12 protein-coding genes and 1 other RNA gene are annotated in these 15,119 nt (G+C 61.1%); 2 read left to right on the top strand and 11 right to left on the bottom strand.

The features are described from left to right. Positions 1–191 precede the first annotated feature (191 nt). The gene (locus tag AC2CGQ_RS08560) at positions 192–1,634 is read left to right on the top strand and encodes a protein adenylyltransferase SelO (RefSeq protein WP_484593575.1); all 1,443 of its coding nucleotides are present in this window, start codon (positions 192–194) and stop codon (positions 1,632–1,634) included. A gap of 33 nt (positions 1,635–1,667) precedes the next feature. Here the strand turns inward: AC2CGQ_RS08560 and AC2CGQ_RS08555 are convergent, their stop codons facing one another. The 9 genes from AC2CGQ_RS08555 to ppsR form a co-directional block, all read right to left on the bottom strand. After that, positions 1,668–2,453, bottom strand: coding sequence for a heme ABC transporter ATP-binding protein (locus AC2CGQ_RS08555; RefSeq protein WP_484593574.1), 786 nt, complete (start codon positions 2,451–2,453; stop codon positions 1,668–1,670). After that, the gene (locus AC2CGQ_RS08550; RefSeq protein ID WP_004931394.1) at positions 2,446–3,450 is read right to left on the bottom strand and encodes a FecCD family ABC transporter permease; all 1,005 of its coding nucleotides are present in this window, start codon (positions 3,448–3,450) and stop codon (positions 2,446–2,448) included. Before AC2CGQ_RS08550 ends, AC2CGQ_RS08555 begins: the two co-directional genes overlap by 8 nt. Next, complete coding sequence (locus tag AC2CGQ_RS08545; protein ID WP_015377710.1) at positions 3,450–4,280, bottom strand: heme/hemin ABC transporter substrate-binding protein; 831 nt, start codon at positions 4,278–4,280, stop codon at positions 3,450–3,452. The genes AC2CGQ_RS08550 and AC2CGQ_RS08545 overlap by 1 nt, the downstream gene beginning before the upstream one ends. Continuing rightward, positions 4,277–5,314: a hemin-degrading factor gene (locus AC2CGQ_RS08540; RefSeq protein ID WP_484593573.1), complete on the bottom strand. Its 1,038-nt coding sequence runs from the start codon at positions 5,312–5,314 to the stop codon at positions 4,277–4,279. Before AC2CGQ_RS08540 ends, AC2CGQ_RS08545 begins: the two co-directional genes overlap by 4 nt. Before the next feature lie 66 nt (positions 5,315–5,380). Further along, a complete protein-coding gene (locus AC2CGQ_RS08535; RefSeq protein ID WP_484593572.1) occupies positions 5,381–7,423 on the bottom strand; it encodes a TonB-dependent hemoglobin/transferrin/lactoferrin family receptor in 2,043 nt (680 codons plus the stop codon). 94 nt (positions 7,424–7,517) lie between these two features. Continuing rightward, complete coding sequence (gene hemP / locus AC2CGQ_RS08530) at positions 7,518–7,700, bottom strand: hemin uptake protein HemP (protein ID WP_004931384.1); 183 nt, start codon at positions 7,698–7,700, stop codon at positions 7,518–7,520. Positions 7,701–7,872: 172 nt separating this feature from the next. Further along, positions 7,873–8,358: a glutathione peroxidase gene (locus AC2CGQ_RS08525; protein ID WP_015377714.1), complete on the bottom strand. Its 486-nt coding sequence runs from the start codon at positions 8,356–8,358 to the stop codon at positions 7,873–7,875. 105 nt (positions 8,359–8,463) lie between these two features. Then, entirely contained in the window at positions 8,464–9,510 is a 1,047-nt protein-coding gene (locus AC2CGQ_RS08520; RefSeq protein ID WP_049186319.1) for a 3-deoxy-7-phosphoheptulonate synthase, read from the bottom strand. A gap of 197 nt (positions 9,511–9,707) precedes the next feature. Continuing rightward, positions 9,708–10,568, bottom strand: a complete 861-nt coding sequence (gene ppsR, locus AC2CGQ_RS08515; protein ID WP_049239973.1) for a posphoenolpyruvate synthetase regulatory kinase/phosphorylase PpsR — start codon at positions 10,566–10,568, stop codon at positions 9,708–9,710. Between the two features lie 459 nt (positions 10,569–11,027). On the opposite strand from ppsR, the gene ppsA reads away from it, so the two are divergent. Then, a complete protein-coding gene (ppsA, locus tag AC2CGQ_RS08510; protein ID WP_004931376.1) occupies positions 11,028–13,406 on the top strand; it encodes a phosphoenolpyruvate synthase in 2,379 nt (792 codons plus the stop codon). A 109-nt stretch (positions 13,407–13,515) separates the two neighbouring features. On the opposite strand, the gene rprA is transcribed toward ppsA, so the two are convergent. Together rprA and ydiK are read right to left on the bottom strand one after the other, a co-directional pair. Next, an RNA gene (gene rprA, locus AC2CGQ_RS08505) (antisense sRNA RprA) lies at positions 13,516–13,625 on the bottom strand. 257 nt (positions 13,626–13,882) lie between these two features. After that, a complete protein-coding gene (gene ydiK / locus AC2CGQ_RS08500; RefSeq protein WP_004931374.1) occupies positions 13,883–14,983 on the bottom strand; it encodes an AI-2E family transporter YdiK in 1,101 nt (366 codons plus the stop codon). Positions 14,984–15,119: the final 136 nt, after the last annotated feature.

The raw sequence follows: 15,119 nt of genomic DNA, 5'->3' as shown, positions 1-15,119 counted from the left end.
TTAGCGTGATTCAGTCGCCGTTATTCCCCCACGTTTTTGCTGATAACCGCGTTTGTCAGCCGACGTTCAGCGCGTTTCCTCACGCGAAACCTCCCGCATCCGTTCTGGCGACAGGCGGATGCGTTCTCCCTGCATTCCTTCGGTGTTAATCCTCCCGTTCAGGCTCTACACTACGCTGAAACGGAGGGCCTATGCCGCAATTCGATAACGCTTACTACCAACAACTACCCGGTTTTTACACCGCCCTGAACCCGACGCCGCTCAAGGATATGCGCCTGCTGTACCATAGCGAGCCGCTGGCGCGCGAGCTGGGGCTGGATGAAAGTTGGTTTACTCAGGATAAAACCCCGATTTGGGCGGGAGAAACGCTGCTGCCGGGCATGCAGCCGCTGGCGCAGGTGTACAGTGGCCACCAGTTCGGCGTGTGGGCCGGGCAACTGGGCGATGGCCGCGGCATTTTGCTGGGCGAACAGGTCATGGCGGACGGCAGCCACCGCGACTGGCACCTGAAGGGCGCCGGGCTGACGCCGTATTCGCGCATGGGTGATGGCCGCGCGGTGCTGCGTTCGGTGATCCGCGAGTTTCTGGCCTCTGAGGCGCTGCACCATCTGGGGATCCCCACCACCCGAGCGTTGACCATCGTCACCAGCCAACAACCGGTATATCGCGAGCAGCCGGAACGCGGCGCCATGCTGATGCGGGTGGCGGAAAGCCATGTGCGCTTCGGCCACTTCGAACACTTTTATTACCGTAAACAGCCGGAGCAAGTGCGGCAGCTGGCGGATTTCGTCATCGCCCATCACTGGCCACAGCTGCAGGATCAGGCTGAGCGTTACCTGCTGTGGTTTACCGACGTGGTCGAACGCACGGCGCGTTTGATCGCCCATTGGCAAACCGTCGGATTCGCCCACGGCGTGATGAACACCGACAATATGTCGATTCTCGGCATCACCATCGATTACGGCCCTTATGGCTTCCTGGACGACTACCAGCCCGGCTATATCTGCAACCACTCCGATCACCAGGGACGTTACGCCTTCGACAATCAGCCGGCGGTGGCGCTGTGGAACCTGCATCGCCTGGCGCAGACCCTGTCGGGGCTGATGACCACCGAACAGCTGCAGCAGGCGCTGGCGGCGTATGAGCCGGCGCTGATGCGCGCCTACGGTGAACAGATGCGCGCCAAACTCGGCTTCTTCACGCCGACGGCGCAGGATAATGACGTGCTCACCGGTCTGTTGAGCCTGATGGCGCAGGAAGGGCGGGACTATACCCGCACGTTCCGCCTGTTGAGCGACACTGAACAGCAACAGGCGCAGTCGCCGCTGCGCGACGAGTTTATCGACCGCGCGGCGTTCGATTCCTGGTATCAGCAGTATCGCAGGCGTCTGCAGCAGGAACAGGTGAGTGATGCGGAACGGCAACGGGCGATGAAGGCGGTGAACCCGCGCCTGATCCTGCGCAACTATCTGGCGCAGCAGGCGATTGAGGACGCAGAGAAAGACGACGTGGGCCGTTTGCAGCGGTTGCATCAGGCCCTGCTGCGGCCGTTCGACGATGCGCCGGAGTATGACGATCTCGCCGCGCTGCCGCCGGACTGGGGCAAACATTTGGAGATTTCCTGCTCCAGCTGAGATGAAAAAGGGCGCCTCATGGCGCCCTTGATGTTATTGACGTAGATAGACCTGCGGCAGCGACGCTTCGGGATGATGCACCACGCCGAGATCGGCCTGATACCAGCGGGTGAGAATGTCGGCCTGCAGCACTTCCTGCGGCGTGCCGCTCGCCACCAAGCGGCCCTGATGCAACAGCAGGATCCGATCGGCGTACAGCGCGGCCAGATTGAGATCGTGCAGCACGCAGCAGACGCCCAGCGGCTGTTGGCGCGTCAGCGAGCGCAGCAGGCGCAGGGTGTGCTGCTGGTGATACAGGTCCAGCGCCGAGGTCGGCTCGTCGAGGAACAGCCAGGCGGGGGACGGTTGCGGCTGCCACAGCTGCGCCAACACCCGCGCCAGCTGCACCCGTTGTTGTTCGCCGCCGGAAAGCTGACGGTAGTCGCGCTGCGCCAGCGCCAGGCAGTCGGTTTGTTCCATCACCTGTTGGAGCGCCTGATGCTCGTCGCGTTTGCCGTGCGGCGCCCGCCCCATGCTGACCACTTCTTCCACGCTGAAGGGAAACGCCAGATCGCTGTACTGGCGCATCACGGCCCGGACTTTGGCCAACTGCTGCGGCGCCCAGTGTTCCAGCGGGCGGTCGAGCAGCCGGCATTCGCCACAGTCCGGCGTCAGATAGCCGGTCAGCAAGCGCAACAGCGTCGATTTTCCGGCGCCGTTAGGGCCGATAATCGCCACCATCTCACCGCCGACGAGGCTGAGTGAAACGTCGTTGATCAGGCGGCGCGTACCGAGGCTGTAGCGCAGCTCTCGGGCCGTCAGGCAGGCGGCGTTATCCACCGGTTCGCTCCCGCTGGCGCATCACCAGCCACAAGAAGTAAGGACCGCCGATCAGGCTGGTCATCAACCCCACCGGCATTTCGGCCGGCGCCACCAGCGTGCGCGCCAGCGTATCGCTGACTAGCAACAGGCAGGCGCCGCCCAGCGCGGAGCAGGGCAGCAGCCAGCGGTGATCGCCGCCGAGGCGCATGCGAACCAGATGGGGCACCACCAGACCGACGAAGCCGATCACGCCGCTCATCGCCACCGCCGCGCCGATCAGCAGGGCGCTCAGCAACAGCAGCTGCAGCTTGGCGCGCTGTACGTTCACCCCGAGGTAGTGGGCCTCTTCATCCCCCAGCTGCAACAGGTTCAGCCGGCGCGCCTGCAGCAGCGTCAGCAGCGCCGTAGGCAAAATCAGCGAGGCGGAAACCGCCAGCGTCGGCCACTGCGACTGGCTGAGGCTGCCCATCATCCACAGCGAGAACTGGCGCAGCTGTTGATCGCTGCTGACGTAGGAGAGCACGCCGATGGCCGCCATGCACAGGGCGTTGATGGCGATGCCCGCCAGCAGCAGTCGCGACAGATTGCCGTGCCCGCTGCGGCTGATGCCGTAGATCAATAACGATACCAGCAGGCTGCCGAGGAACGCCGCCAGCATATGGCCGTACAGCGCGATCGTCACCGGCAACGCCAGCGGCATCACGATGAACAGCGCGACAAACAGCGCGCCGCCGCTGCTGATGCCCAGCAGGCTAGGATCCGCCAGCGGATTGCGGAACAGCCCCTGCATCACGGCGCCGGACACCGCCAGCGCGCAGCCGATCACCACCGCCAGCAGCACGCGCGGCAGGCGGATATTCAGCCAGATGTGCCAGGCGGCATCGCTGAACGGTTCGCGCCACAGGGTCCGAAACGACAGCGTCAGCGCGCCGAGATTAGCGGCGACCAGCGCCAGCAGCGTCAGCAGCACCAGCAGACCGATGATGGCCCACTGAGGCGAGGTGCGGCAGCGCATTACTTTTGCTCCGCCGCGTGGCGCAGCTTGGCCAGCGCCGCCGGCGTTTCCAGACCGAAGCCCAGCAGCGCCATGTCATCGACGATCAGCACGCGCCGCTGTTTGCCCGCTGGCGTCAGCGCCAGGCCCGGCAGCGTCCACAGCTGCTGTTCGCCGCCGAGGGTGCGCACGCCGTCGGTGGTGACCAGCAACAGATCCGGCGCGCTGGCGATGACGCCTTCCTGCGACAGCGGACGATAGCGGTCAAAGCCCTGCATGGCGTTTTTCAGGCCGGCGGCGGCGATCACCGCGTCGGCGGCGGTGTGTTGCCCGGCGGCCATCGGTGTAATGCCGCCGTGGCTCATCACGAACAGCACCTTCACCGGCAGCGGAGAGGTGTCGACCGCCGCCAGCTGCTGTTGATAGCGCTCGCTCAGCTGTTTGCCTTGCTCAACGCGTTGCAACGCGGCGGCGATCGCGGCGATCTTCTGCGGCACCGCCTGCAGGGTGGTGTCACCCGGCACGCTGACCACTTTGACGCCGCTGTCCGCCAGCTGTTTGAGCACCAGCGCCGGCTGTGCCAGCTCGGTCGTCAGCACCAGCGTCGGCTTCAGCGCCAGAATGCCTTCGGCGTTCAGCTGGCGCATATAGCCGACGTCCGGCAGCTTTTTCACCGCTTCCGGGTGCAGGCTGGTGCTATCGCGGGCGATCACGTCGTCGCCGGCGCCGAGCGCAAAGGCGATTTCCGTCACGTCGCCGCCGATCGAGACGATGCGCTGTGCCGCCGCGGCGGTGAGCGGCAGCGCCAGCGTCATCATCAGCGCCAGGCGGCGGATTAAGGAAGATTTCATGCGGCGATGTCCTTGGCGGCGAGCGCGGCAACCTGCTCGCGCCACTGGGTTTGTTCCGGCTGACCTTCGGTACGCTGGCCATACAGCTGCGCAATCTGCGTGCCGTCGGCGGCGAACAGCTCCAGGCTGGTGACGATGCCGTCCTTGGTCGGTTTGCGGGTGATCCAGCTTTCGGCGATGGCGCCTTCAATCAGATGCAGCGTGAAGCGGCGATTGAACACGTTGATCCAACCTTCCTGCGGCATCAAACGTTCGATCTGGCCGGTGAAAATCTGCACGCAGCCGCGGTTGCCGACGAATATCATGATCTCGTTTTGCTGCTGCTGCGCCGCTTCCAGCAGCTGCGACAGCGCGCTGTTGTCCACCTGATAGGCCAGATCGTCGCCGACGGCGCGGAAGGCCTGCTGGCGCGTGAGTTTATTGCGGCTCAGCAGCTGGAAGAACTGGTGAACGTCGGTCATCGCGCGCCATTCAGCGTCGATTTTGGCATGATCCTGCGTCGTTTCATCCGAGGTGCTCGCCTCGGCGGGCTGCAGGGCCAGCGCCGGGTTTTCTTCGCTCAGATGGCGCTCCACCAGTGCCATCCAGGCCGGCAGATCGGTTTCCTCGGTGGTGTAGACCTTGTGCAGCGCATCGCCCTGTTGGTCGAAGAACTGGATGCTGTGGCGCACGCCGCGTTTATTGGTTTCGCTCATGGCGAAAACGCTGGTCCAGTGGTTGAGGAACAGACGCAGATCCAGCTCGCGCGGGTTGAGGATCAGCCCGGCGTGGCCGTTAAGGTGCTGGTTGCGGTAGCGGCCCATCTGCTCATGCACCGCATAGCTGTTGCGGGTGATGGATTTGGTGACGCCCACTTGCTCAAGCTCGGTCAGCAGGGTGTGCGCGTCGGCCTGCAGGCGGCGGGCGTCGTGACCGACGCGGGCGTGCGTCAGCTCCGCTTCGCTGACGCCAAGGATCGCCGCCAGATCGCGGGCGTATTTGCCGGGGTGATCGATTTTAGCCTGTTGGTAGCGTTCGTATAGGGTGTTGCTCATGCCGGATTCTCCTGCGCTGTAATGCGAACGGCGGACAATCGGGTTGTCCGCCAGATAGTCAAATGATTACCACTGGTAGCTGACCAGCAGTTTGGCGTTGCGGCCATCCTGCGGGATGCCCTGCGGCGAGTAATATTCTTTGTCGAAGGCGTTGCCCAACACCACGGTGGTGGTCATGCCCTGCAGACGATCGCGGCCCTTGTAGCTCAGATAGAAGTCGTTGACGCCATAGCCGCCTTGCTCCGGCGTCCCCGTTTGTACGCGAGTGGCGCGTTCCGCGAAGGTGGCGACCCAGCCGGCGGACAGACCGGTGTCGCCCAGCGGCACGTCCAGCGAACTGGTGACGGTATCCGGGCTGATGTCGGCCAGCCAATCGCCGCTTTTCGCGTTCAGCTCGCCATTGCGAGACTTGTCCTTGCCGCGTGTGCGGTTGTAGGCCAGATCCCAGTTAAACCACTTGGTCTGGTAGTTCAGCGAGGTGTCCCAACCCCAAATCTTGGCGCGAGAGATATTCGCTGAGGCGGTCTGCGTTCGAGTGACATACATGAAGATGTAGTCTTTGGCGTCGGTATCGAAGTAACTGGCCTTGAATTGCAGGCTGTCATCCGCCAGCAGCAAATCATCGAAGCGCAAGCCGAAACCGGCTTCGGTGGTGCTGGTGGTTTCCGGCCGCAGATTCGGGTTAGGCACCCAATAGTTGCCGGGGAAGTGGCGCGAATCGTTGTACATCTCGCCCATGGTTGGGGCGCGGAAGGCCTGGGAATAGGAGCCGAACAGCATCAGCCAGTCGGTCGGCGAGTAGCTCAGGGCGCCACGGGACGACCATTTGTCAGCCTTGACGTCTTCGTGGCCCTGGCTGCTGCCTTTATAATCGTCGTAGCGCGTGCCCGCCAGCACGGTGATCGGAATGTCGCGCAGCGTAATTTCATCCTGCAGCCAGCCGGAGGCGAAGTTGATCTTGGCTTGCGGGAAGCTGGTGGTGGCGCCTCCCGGCTGCTGTTTCTGTTCATAGACCTCGGAGCCGTAGGTAAGCAAGTGTGACGCAAAGCTGTCGGCGAACAGGCGCGTGCGATTTTCCAGCTTGCCGCCGTTGGTGGTCTGCTTGCGGAATTCGTCGGTCGCGCCGGCGTTGTGCGCATTGATTTTGACTTCCGAGGTGTACAGCTTGACGGTGGCGTCCAGCCAATCCTGGCCGACCGGCTTGAGCTTATAGCTCAGAGCGGCGTCGCGCTGAATGGTGGAACGGTTGGTCATCGGGTTGCCGCTCGAGCTGTCCGGCGTCTGCGGGTTTTTCGGCTCTTGGGCGTCGTTGTTGTAATAACGCAGATCGCCGCTCAGCGACTGATTGTCGTCGATCTTCCAGGTGCCTTTGGCCAGCACGTTGCTGATGGTTTCGTCGTTAGGCGCATCGAAACCGTTGCCCTGACGCAGGTTGCCGACATCGCGGGTGCCGAACGACAGCAGGCCGTCGAGGTTATCGGTCTTGCCGTAGGCGCTGGCGCCCATGCCCAAACTGTGATCGCCGGTGCCGGCAGTGCCGTAGACGCGGAACCCGCTATCGCGGCCCGGCAGCAGCAGATCGGCGGCATCGACGGTCTCGTAAGCGATAACGCCGCCCAGCGCGCCGCTGCCATACAGCAGCGCAGAAGGGCCGCGCACGATTTCAATGCGTTTGACCAGCGCCGGATCGAGGAAGGTGCCGCCGATGTGGCCGGTATCGGTCCCCTGGCGAATGCCGTCGACCAGCGTCAGCACGCCGTTCTTGCCATAGCCGCGCATCGTCACATCCTGGCCGTTGCTGCGCCCGGTGCCGTTGACGGTGATGCCCGGCACGCGCCGCAGCATATCGGCGGCGGAGGTGGCGGTCTGGCTTTCCGGCGAATTGCCTTCGATGACCGTGACCATCATCGGCGCTTCAAAGCTGCTGCGTTGGTTGCCGGTGGCGACCACGGTCATGGTCTCGTCGGCGGCTTTGGTTTTTTTAGCCGCTGCCGCGTTGGAAGAAGTTGTTGTGCTGGTGTTTTGTGCCAAGGCCACCGTAGGCAGAGCGCAGGCAATCGCCAGACTCAACGCGGAAAAACGCAGCCGGGTGGAAAATGTCAGAGGCATGGTGCAACTCTCCGTATGTAATAAAACATATCAATAGATTTGCTGGCTGCCTGGATCAAACGATCGGGGTGGCTGGCGTTTGAGGATTCTGTGGTTATTTGGTCAGGATCAATTTCCCGGCTTTGGTCTGCCGCAGTTGATAGCGCTGGCCCTGATGGGTAATGAACGCGATGCCGTCGGCGCCGAGCAGCTGTGCACTGTCGTAGCTGGGCGGCGCGTTTGCGCTGTGCTCGTTCGGGGCCGCGGCGGCGGGGGTTGGCGTGTTGGCAGTATCCATCATCATTGTGCTTAAAAAAACAGACCATTAAATGGTAATTAATATCAAACTGAGAATCATTATCATGTGAAGGAAAGGTTACATCAAGGAAAATTTTCTTACCGATGGAACCTTTTTGTCGAACGGGCATCCGGCGGCGGGCCGAGCGCACTCGGCCCGTAAAAAAGGGGCGTTATTTCAGCAGGGTTTCGATGCGGTCAAACAGGCGTTCGGGCTTGGTGATCGGCGCAAAGCGCGTCACGCGCTGGCCGTCGGCGGTGAGCAGGAATTTGGTGAAGTTCCATTTGATGCGGCGGCTGCCGAGAATGCCGGGCGCCAGGCGTTTCAGCTCATTGAACAGCGGGTGGGCGCCGGGGCCGTTAACGTCGATCTTGCTGAACAGCGGGAAACTGACGCCGTAGTTGAGGCTGCAAAAATTGGCGATCTCCAGCGGACTGCCCGGCTCCTGAGAACCAAACTGGTTGCAGGGGAAGCCGAGCACCATCAGGCCGCGCTCGCGATAGTATCGCCACAAATTTTCCAGCCCGCGGTATTGCGGGGTGAAGCCGCACTTGCTGGCGGTGTTGACCACCAGGTAAGCGCGCGCCGGGAAATCGCCCAGCGTTTTTTGCTCGCCCTGCAGCGTGACGCAGGGAATGGATAACAGAGAGTGAATCATGCCGGGGCTCCCAGTGCGTTTCGGCGGGTGCTAAAGCGTTGCAATCAGTATAGATGAGCGGGACAGAAGGGAGAAAGCCGGGGCGAGGCCCCGGTCTATGTTGCGTCAGAAACGGCTATCGACCGCATCCGCCAGCATCGCCAGCAACTGTTCGCTGTCGGACCAGCTCAGGCAAGGATCGGTGATCGACTGACCATAGGTCAACGGTTGGCCGGCGACGATCTTCTGCGTGCCTTCCACCAGGAAGCTTTCCGCCATCACGCCGGTGATGGCGGCAGAGCCGGCGCGGATCTGCTGGCAGACGTTGTCGGCCACTTCCAACTGGCGGCGGTGCATTTTCTGGCAGTTGCCGTGGCTGAAGTCGATCACCAGGTGCTCCGGCAGATCGAACTCGCGCAGGCTGTCACAGGCGGCGGCGATATCGCTGGCGTGGTAGTTCGGCGTTTTGCCGCCGCGCATGATGATGTGGCCGTACGGGTTGCCGCTGGTCTGATAGATGGTCATCTGGCCATGTTTGTCCGGCGACAGGAACATGTGCCCGGCGCGCGCCGCGCGAATGGCGTCGATGGCGATGCGGGTGTTGCCGTCGGTGCCGTTTTTGAAGCCGACCGGGCAGGAGAGCGCCGAGGCCATTTCACGGTGGATCTGGCTTTCGGTGGTGCGTGCGCCGATGGCGCCCCAGCTGATCAGATCGGCGATGTATTGGCCGACGACCATGTCCAGGAATTCGGTGGCGGTCGGCAGGCCGAGCTGGTTCACTTCCAGCAGCAGGCGGCGTGCCATTTCGATGCCGCGGTTGACCTGGAAGGTGCCGTCCAGCGCCGGATCGGAGATCAGGCCTTTCCAGCCGACGACGGTGCGCGGTTTTTCGAAATAGGTGCGCATTACGATCTCCAGGCGATCCTGGTAGCGCTCGCGCAGGGCGTTCAGCCGGCCGGCGTAATCGACGGCGGCGTCGAGATCGTGAATGGAGCAGGGGCCGATCACCACCAGCAGGCGGCGGTCTTCACCGGTGAGGATTTTTTCAATGCGTTTGCGTGACGCTGTCACGTTATCGGCGACGGCCGCCGAGATCGGCAGCTTGTCCGCCAACGCTTGCGGCGTGACGAGGCTGTCGATGCGCGCGGTCCGCAGTTCATCTGTTTTGTACATGTTGTTCCCTGGAAACTGTTCTTCTCTGCGGCAGGAGTGCCGGGAAGTGATGGCGATCACAATAACGCAAAAAGCGCTGAATTCAACCGTAGAGATTGCGTTCTGTTGATCAAAGCCGCGAAAAAAAGCACAAAAAAATCAGCTGCTGCTGAAATAAACGGCAGACGGCGGGGCACAGCGGCCCCGCGAGGAAAAGATCAGAACATGCGGCGGCTCATGCCAAGGATGTCGAGGATTTTGGTGGAGATCTCTTCGACCGAATAGTTGGTGGTATTGAGGTAGCGGATCTGATTTTTGCGGAACAGCGCCTCGACCTCGGCGATCTCCATGCGGCACTGGCGCAATGAAGCGTAGCGGCTGTTTTCACGCCGTTCTTCACGGATCGCCGCCAGGCGCTCCGGATCGATGGTCAGGCCGAATAATTTATGCTGAAACGGTTTCAGCGAGGCCGGCAGGTGCAAATTGTCCATATCGTCGGCGATAAACGGGTAGTTGGCGGCGCGGATGCCGAACTGCATCGCCAGATAGAGGCTGGTGGGGGTTTTGCCGCAGCGCGACACGCCGAGCAGGATCACCTGCGCCTGATCGAGGTTGCGCAGCGAAATGCCGTCGTCATGCGCCAGGGTATAGTCTATGGCGGCAATGCGCGCGTCGTACTTGCCGAGGTTGCTGGCGGTCAGGCCGTGGGTGCGGTTCGGCACTGGCGTCGGCTCCACCTCCAGCTCACCCTGCAGCGGGCCGACCAGCGCCTGCACGATATCCTGACAGAAGCCTTGGCTCTGAACGATCACGTCGCGCACTTCCGGCGAGATGATGGAGTAAAACACCAGCGGCCGTACACCGGTTTCATTATAGATATCATCGATTTGTTGGCGAACTGCGCGTGCGCGTGCCTCGGTTTCGACAAACGGCAAGGTGTACGTGGTCGCCGTGACCGGGAACTGCGACAGTACCGCGTGTCCCAGCACTTCGGCGGTGATCGCCGTACCATCCGAAATATAAAAAACGCTTCTTTCCACCCGAGGCTCCTTACCTGAAAACGGTGTTCCTGCTGTCATCACTGCCAATATCATGAGCCGCAGACGATCCGCGGGTAAAGGGGAGAGGGAAAAAATTGTGACGGCGGAGCGGTAAAGCGTCTTGCGGCGGCGCACGAAGAAAAGCGCGCTTTGGCGGCGGTAGAAATCGCGGCGCAGCGACGCTGTTCGAGCCGAAACGTAAATTTGTCGTTATTTTCACCAAAAACGATAGCGTTTGCGTGGTCATTAAAACAGAATTTTAAAAAGAGCGTAATTTGTTGAGAACTAAGCTTTTCGTGCGATTGGGAACGGTTCCCAGGCAAATCAGCCGGTTAGGACATTCTCTTAAAAACCACTTTCTTCAGTGGGTTGATCGATTCACCTTTCCATTTTCCCCGGATCAGTGTGCTAGTCTGATTCGGCTCCGTGTTAGCGGTGCCGTAAAGCAAGCGAATTAAATCCGTCTTTACCCTACTGATAGCAATAAGGATTGTCTCGATGTCCAACAATGGCCCAGACTTGCGTAATGTGCTTTGGTACAACCAGCTTGGCATGCACGACGTTGACCGTGTCGGCGGCAAAAATGCCTCCCTCGGTGAAATGATCACCAATCTTTCCGATTTGGGCGTGGCCGTGCCTAACGGTTTTGCCACCACCGCACAGGCGTTTAACGATTTTCTCGAACAAAGCGGTGTTAACCAGCGCATCTATCAGTTACTGGATCAGACTGACGTTGACGACGTTGCCCAACTGGCCAAGGCCGGCGCCCAGATCCGCCAATGGGTGATCGACACGCCGTTCCACGCCGAGTTCGAGCGTGAAATTCATCAGGCTTACCAACAGCTCGCCGACGGCGAACCGGAAGCTTCCTTTGCGGTGCGCTCCTCCGCCACGGCGGAAGACATGCCGGACGCCTCCTTTGCCGGTCAGCAGGAAACCTTCCTCAACGTGCAGGGCATCGACGCCGTAATGGTGGCGATCAAGCACGTGTTCGCGTCGCTGTTCAACGATCGCGCCATCTCTTATCGCGTGCACCAGGGCTACGATCACCGCGGTGTGGCGTTGTCGGCCGGCGTACAGCGCATGGTGCGCTCGGATCTGGCCTCCTCGGGCGTGATGTTCACCATCGACACCGAGTCCGGCTTTGATCAGGTGGTATTCATCACCTCCGCTTTCGGCTTGGGTGAAATGGTGGTGCAGGGCGCGGTGAACCCGGATGAGTTCTACGTGCACAAACCGACGCTGCAAAACGGCAAGCCGGCGATCGTGCGCCGTAACCTGGGTTCGAAAAAGATCCGCATGGTATACGCGCCGTCGCAGGATCACGGCAAGCAGGTGCGCATCGAAGACGTGCCGGAAGCGCAGCGCAGCCGTTTCTCGCTGACGGATGAAGAAGTGCAGGCGCTGGCGCAGCAGGCGATCCTGATCGAAAAACATTACGGCCGCCCGATGGATATCGAGTGGGCGAAAGACGGCCATACCGGCAAGCTGCTGATCGTGCAGGCGCGCCCGGAGACCGTACGCTCCAACGAGCAGACCATGGAACGCTACCAGTTGAACGGCACCAGCCCGGTGCTGGTGGAAGGCCGCGCCATCGGCCACCGCATCGGCGCCGGTCCGGTGAAAGTGATCCACGACATCAGCGAAATGGATCGCATCCAGCCGGGCGACGTGCTGGTGACCGACATGACCGACCCGGACTGGGAGCCGATCATGAAGAAGGCTGCCGCGATCGTCACCAACCGCGGCGGGCGCACCTGTCACGCGGCGATCATCGCCCGTGAGCTGGGTATTCCGGCAGTGGTAGGCTGTGGCCACGCCACCGACGTGTTGAAAGACGGCCAGAAAGTCACCGTCTCCTGCGCGGAAGGCGACACCGGCTTCGTTTACAGCGACATGCTGGACTTCAGCGTGCAGAGCTCCGAAGTGACCGAGCTGCCGGATCTGCCGCTGAAGATCATGATGAACGTCGGCAACCCGGATCGCGCTTTCGACTTCGCGCGTTTGCCGAACGAAGGCGTGGGCCTGGCTCGGCTGGAATTTATCATCAACCGCATGATCGGCGTGCACCCGCGCGCGCTGCTGGAGTTCGACCAGCAGACGCCGGCGCTGCAAAATGAAATTCGCGCGCTGATGCAGGGTTACGATCACCCGGTCGAGTTCTACGTCGGTCGCCTGACCGAAGGCATCGCGACGTTGGGCGCCGCCTTCTGGCCGAAGCGCGTGATCGTGCGTCTGTCCGACTTCAAATCCAACGAGTACGCCAATCTGGTGGGCGGCGACAAGTATGAACCGCACGAAGAGAACCCGATGTTGGGCTTCCGCGGCGCCGGCCGTTACGTGGCCGACAGTTTCCGCGATTGCTTCGCGCTGGAGTGCGAGGCGGTGAAACGCGTGCGTAACGATATGGGGCTGACCAACGTCGAAATCATGGTGCCGTTTGTGCGCACCGTGGCGCAGGCGGAAGCGGTGGTGGCCGAGTTGGCGCGTCAGGGGCTGAAACGCGGCGAAAACGGGTTGAAAGTGATCATGATGTGCGAAATCCCGTCCAATGCGCTGTTGGCGGATCAGTTCCTCGAGCACTTCGACGGTTTCTCCATCGGCTCCAACGACATGACTCAGCTGGCGCTGGGGCTGGATCGCGATTCCGGCGTAGTGTCGGAACTGTTCGACGAGCGCAACGAGGCGGTGAAAGCGCTGCTGTCGATGGCGATTCAGGCGGCCAAGCGCCACGGCAAATACGTCGGCATTTGCGGCCAGGGCCCGTCTGACCATGAAGACTTCGCCGAGTGGCTGATGGAGCAGGGCATCGACAGCCTGTCGCTTAACCCGGACACTGTGGTGCAGACCTGGATCAATTTGTCGAAAAAGAAATAATGTCTCGGCCTCACTGAGGCATTAACGTCGGGCCGCAGTTAACGCTGCGGCCTTTTTATTTCCGAATGTAAATAACGGCGCGTAAAATAATCAATTCGACGAAAAAAGAATAAAAAAAAGCCCACCGTAGGAGATGGGCAAAGACTACACACAGCAATTCACATGTATGGCATTACATTGTTCAGAAAGGTTGCTTTAAAATCAGTGATTTGAAGCAATAGATGGCCATAATACTAGATTTTTGAACGCGACTAGTCATTAAGAATCATCCTAATCGATAGCGGCATCACATTTTATTTGCGGGAGTTATCTCTTTTTTCCGTTTGCAACAAACAGGGATTTACATTGCACCTTTCATTCGCCGTACCGTAATCAATATAGGGCGGCATTATATTGGGCGGAGATATTACTCGAATGAGGTAGGAATAATGACGGGCGCGAAAAGTTCCGCCCGACGGTGCGGGCGGAAGGGGGAATTAGCGTTTTTCCAGCTCGTCGATGACTTGCTCCGGCGCGGAGGTCGGCTCCGGCGCTTCATCCATCCAGGCGGTCAGCAGGCGATAAGACACCGCCAACACCACCGGGCCGATGAACAGGCCAATCATGCCGAAGGCCAGCAAACCGCCGATAACGCCGGATAGGATCAGCAGCAGCGGCAGATCGGCGCCCATGCGGATCAGCACCGGGCGCAGCACGTTATCCAGCGTGGCCACCACGCAGCTCCAGACCAGCAGCACGGTGCCCCAGGTGGTGTCGCCGTGCCAGTATAGCCAGATGATGGCCGGCACCAGCACCAACAGCGGCCCCAATTGCGCCACACAGCAGATGAAGATCAGCATCGTCAGCAGAGTGGCGGCAGGAATGCCGCTTACCGCCAGACCGATGCCGCCCAGCACCGACTGCACCAGCGCCGTCACTACCACGCCCAGCGCGACGGCGCGAATTGCCTGGCCGCCCAGCAGCACCGCCGCATCGCCGCGCGCGGAACCGAGGCGCACCGCAAAGTGGCGGATACCCAGCGCCACCTGCTCGCCGCGTGCATACAACAAAGCGCTGAACAGCAGCATCAGCGCGCAGTGCAGCAGCAGGCGGCCGATATGCGCCGCCTGCGCCACGAACCAGGTGGCGGTTTGGCCAAAGTACGGCTGCACCTTCGCCAGCAGCGCGGCGCCGCCAGCGTTAACCAGCGTGTGGTAGCTGGTATAGAGTTTGTCGCCGATCATCGGCACGGACTGCAGCCAGGCGAGATCGGGAATATGCAGTTTGCCCGGCGAACTGGCCCAGGCGATCAGCGGCGCGCTGTTATCCACCACGCTGCTGATCAGCAGTGAGATAGGCAGAATGAACAGCAGGATCAGCAGCAGGGTCATGACCAACACCGCCAGCGAACGGCGGCCCCACAGCAGCTTTTGCAGTTTGAGCAGCAGCGGCCAGGTGGCGATCACCACCATGCCCGCCCAGGCGAAGCCGAGAATAAACGGTTGGATCACCCAAAAACAGGCGACGATCATGATGGCGATAAACAGCACGCCGAAAATAATTCGCGGTAAGTCGTAACGCGATTGCGGGAGTGGCATCAGTGGGTTCTCATCCTGGTCAATTAAATCCCTGGCACCGGCGAATCGGGGTGCCTGTCGGTCGGTTTCTCACCGCCGGGCGGCCGCCTGTGGCGGCGCTCGCAGGGCGGTAATAATGTGAATGCCTTCACTAAAC

The organism is Serratia sp. DFXYC6 (assembly GCF_057196085.1).
The sequence above is the reverse complement of the archived record's forward strand: the minus strand, read 5'-3'. Positions and strand labels throughout refer to the sequence as shown.